The sequence below is a fragment of the Aurantimonas sp. E1-2-R+4 genome (genome assembly GCF_036549515.1).
Taxonomy (GTDB): Bacteria; Pseudomonadota; Alphaproteobacteria; order Rhizobiales; family Rhizobiaceae; genus Aurantimonas; species Aurantimonas coralicida_A.
Window position 1 is genome coordinate 1 of record NZ_JAZHLK010000108.1, and the last position, 3,287, is coordinate 3,287.

2 protein-coding genes and 1 pseudogene are annotated in these 3,287 nt (G+C 62.1%); 2 read left to right on the plus strand and 1 reads right to left on the minus strand.

Annotation, left to right across the window (positions count from 1 at the left end; all coding sequences use genetic code 11):
• Positions 1-653 precede the first annotated feature (653 nt).
• A pseudogene (locus VQ045_RS21370) lies at positions 654-1,277 on the minus strand (IS110 family transposase); the annotation flags it as partial.
• Between the two features lie 130 nt (positions 1,278-1,407).
• Between VQ045_RS21370 and istA the strand changes: the two are divergent.
• Both istA and VQ045_RS21380 read left to right on the plus strand, forming a co-directional pair.
• Positions 1,408-2,901 carry an IS21 family transposase gene (gene istA / locus VQ045_RS21375; RefSeq protein ID WP_442879932.1) on the plus strand — a complete coding sequence of 498 codons (1,494 nt, stop codon included), beginning with the start codon at positions 1,408-1,410 and terminating at the stop codon, positions 2,899-2,901.
• A gap of 75 nt (positions 2,902-2,976) precedes the next feature.
• Positions 2,977-3,287: ATP-binding protein (locus VQ045_RS21380; protein WP_331831555.1), on the plus strand; the 311-nt coding region annotated here is incomplete at its 3' end.

Here is a 3,287-nt window from a genome sequence, read left to right on the forward strand (position 1 = left end):
ATGCTCAAGCCGAGCGGTATCATCCCAGGCCATCTCGATTCCCCATCGTCTCGACAACGTAGGGGAATCACAACCTGCTGATATCGCTCAACTCCTTTTCGCTCAGGCTCTAAAAAACCCGTCGAGATTGAACTTCTTTGGTGAGGTTTTCTTGGCTCCCCGCTTCGGCGGGGAGTGTCTCCCGTCAATTTTGCACAAGTGCATAGGTCCGTTTACTTAATTGTATCAGAGGGGGTAGGATGGCATCTGTCTACATCCGCGATGTAAGCACTTGATAGCGCAGGCTTCGTGACGTCGCTGGATGGGCCGATTTGTCCGAGTCTACCACTCTCATGTTCGCCGTTTCAAGCTGCAGATGTGAAGAATCGATCGCTTGCCTTTGCAAGCGTTCTGGCGGATTGGCTGCCCTGGGCAAAGCAGGAGGCACGGTCAATAAAACGACGGTTGATCATGCTCTGATACGCGGGTTGGTTACCGCCGGACCTGATGCGTCGTGGAGCTGCCTCGGTCTAGAATCCAGCGTCGGATGATGATCCGGCTGATAGTGGTTGCGAGGGTTCTCCTGCCGTGACCGTGCCTCCAGCCTTACCCAGGCGCAGAAGGCTCAAAACTGTTCGCTCCTCCATCAATGCTTTTGGTTCATAGCCCGGCGGTCAGTTCGTCGGCCGCGGGACTTGAGCCGCGATGGCCCAGACGAAGCCGGCCAGTTCGCGAGCGATCGCCGTGGTCACGGTGGTGGCCGGCTTGCCGGCTCTGGCGAGCTTGCGGTAACGGCCGCACAGTCGCATCTGAGCCTTCCAAGCCGTATCGCGGATGGGCTTGGGCAGCCCCTCCTGTCGGAGCAGTTGTTCACGGCTGATTCTTGCCGGGAACCGATAGCTCCAGGCCGCCTCGACCAGCATTCGCCGGGCGGTTCCGTTGCCTGCTTTCGTTATGCCGCCCTGACGCCTGGTTCCGCCGCTGGAATGTTCCGAGGGGACCAGACCGAGATAGGCCATGAGCTGCCGGGGGTTCTCGAAGCGCGTGATGTCGCCGAGTTCCGCGATCACGGTCGCGGCCGTCACAAGGGCCATTCCGCGAAGCGTCTGCAGGGCGTGGACCACCGGCGCCAGGGCCCAGTCCGCGAGCATGGTCTCGATCTGCGCCGTCAGCCGATCACGACGGGTCGTTGCGGCTTCGATCGTTGACAGACAGTCTTCCAGGACGATGTGGTGGGCGGGCTGCTCGAACTGCAGCCCGGCCAGCCACCGACGGTGCATCTGCGTCCAGGCGGGACGATTTATCGAGCGGCGACTAGCCTGAGCGGTTCCGCGACAACTACGATAAGCGGTCGGTCTCCGGCTTTGTGAGGGCGTAGCCCGATCGAAGCCGGGCAAACACATCAACGACCAACAGGTGAGACTTTACATGAAGCACCGCATCAAACGTTCACAGGAAAGCGCCGCGGCGATCGCCGGGATTTCGGTTGCGACAGGACGCCGGATCGAGCGGGACCCGCGCCCTCCGTCCCTGCGCAAGACGTCACGCGATTATCGTACCCGGCAAGATCCGTTCGAGGGGCTTTGGGACGAGGAGATCGTACCGATGCTTTCGGCGGCACCGGCCTTGAGACCGATCACCATTCTGCGGGAATTGATCCGGCGTCATCACGACCGCGTCGATGAGACGATGCGACGGTCACTCGAGCGGCGGATTCGGACATGGCGCGCCTTTCACGGTCCGGATCAGGCCGTGATCTTCCCCCAGGTCCATCATCCTGGCCAAATGGGCCTATCAGACTTCACCGACATGAACGGCCTCGACGTCACCATTGCCGGCCAGCCCCTCGATCATCGCCTCTACCACTTCGCGCTGGTTTATTCCGGCTTCGAACATGGCGAAGTCGTTCTCGGCGGCGAGAGCTATACGGCGCTGTCCTCGGGTCTCTGCAATGCCTTGGCGGCACTGGGAGGGGTTCCTGCAGAACATCGTTCCGACAGTTTGTCCGCTGCTTTCCGCAATCTGCGCAAGGACCAGTCCGAGGATTTGACCCGCCGGTTCGCAGCTCTCGCCGAGCACTACGGCATGACGCCGACCCGCAACAATCGCGGCATTGCCCATGAGAATGGCTCGATCGAGAGCCGGCATGGCCATATGAAAGACCGGATCGAGCAGGAACTGATGCTGCGAGCCTCGACCGATTTCGACACTTTGGATGCCTATAAGAGCTTCGTTGCCGGCGTCGTGGCCGGTCATAATCGCCGGCATCACGATGCGATCGAGATCGAGCGCGGCCATTTGAAGCCGTTGCCTGCGGCAACACCTGTCACCTGGGACGAAGCCAGCGTCCGGGTGACGAGTTCGTCGGGCTTCTCATTCCGGCACGCCTTCTACACCGTGCCCTCCCGATTGATCGGACATCGTCTGCATCTGCGTGTCCATGACGACCGGATCGAGGCTTTCCTTGCCGGGGTGCCGGTCCTCACCCTGCCTCGCGGCCGCGCCCCGTCCAAAGGTGCCAAGAGGACCACGGCGCACGTCGTCGACTATCGTCACGTGATCGGCTCGCTTCGCGCCAAGCCCGGCGCCCTGGCCAATCTCACCTATCGCGATGCGCTGTGGCCGCGACCAGCCTATCAGCGTGCGTTCGATGCGTTGATGGCTGCCCAACCCGTGAAAGAGGCCTCCCGCACGATGGTCGCGCTCCTGGCCCTTTCCCACGACAGCGGCAGGGAAGCCGGGATCGCCGAAGCGCTCGATGCCGTCCTCGATCAGGGCAATCTGCCGGACATCACAGCGTTCCGGGACCGCTTCATGCCCAAACCAGGGCCGATCCCGGCAGTGCATATCGAGATGCCGAACGCCAGCATCTACGATCCGCTGCTCACTCGGCGACCCGCGGACATGGAGGTAACGGCATGAACATCACGACCGACACCGCCCGCCTGCCGCTCTTGCTCNGCTCACTCGGCGACCCGCGGACATGGAGGTAACGGCATGAACATCACGACCGACACCGCCCGCCTGCCGCTCTTGCTCACCACGCTGCGGCTTCCAACCGTCGCAAATCTATGGCCGACGATCAGCCAAACGGCCGATGAGGAAGGGTGGCCGGCGGCAAAGACCCTGGCGACGTTGTTCGAGCACGAAGTTGCCGAGCGGGTCCGCCGCCGCATTGGACGCCATCTTAACGAAGCACGCTTGCCTAGTGGAAAGACGCTCGACACCTTCGACTTCAACGCCGTGCCGATGGTCAGCCGGGCCAGGATTGCCGCGCTCGCCGAAGGTGACGCCTGGCTTGGTCAGGG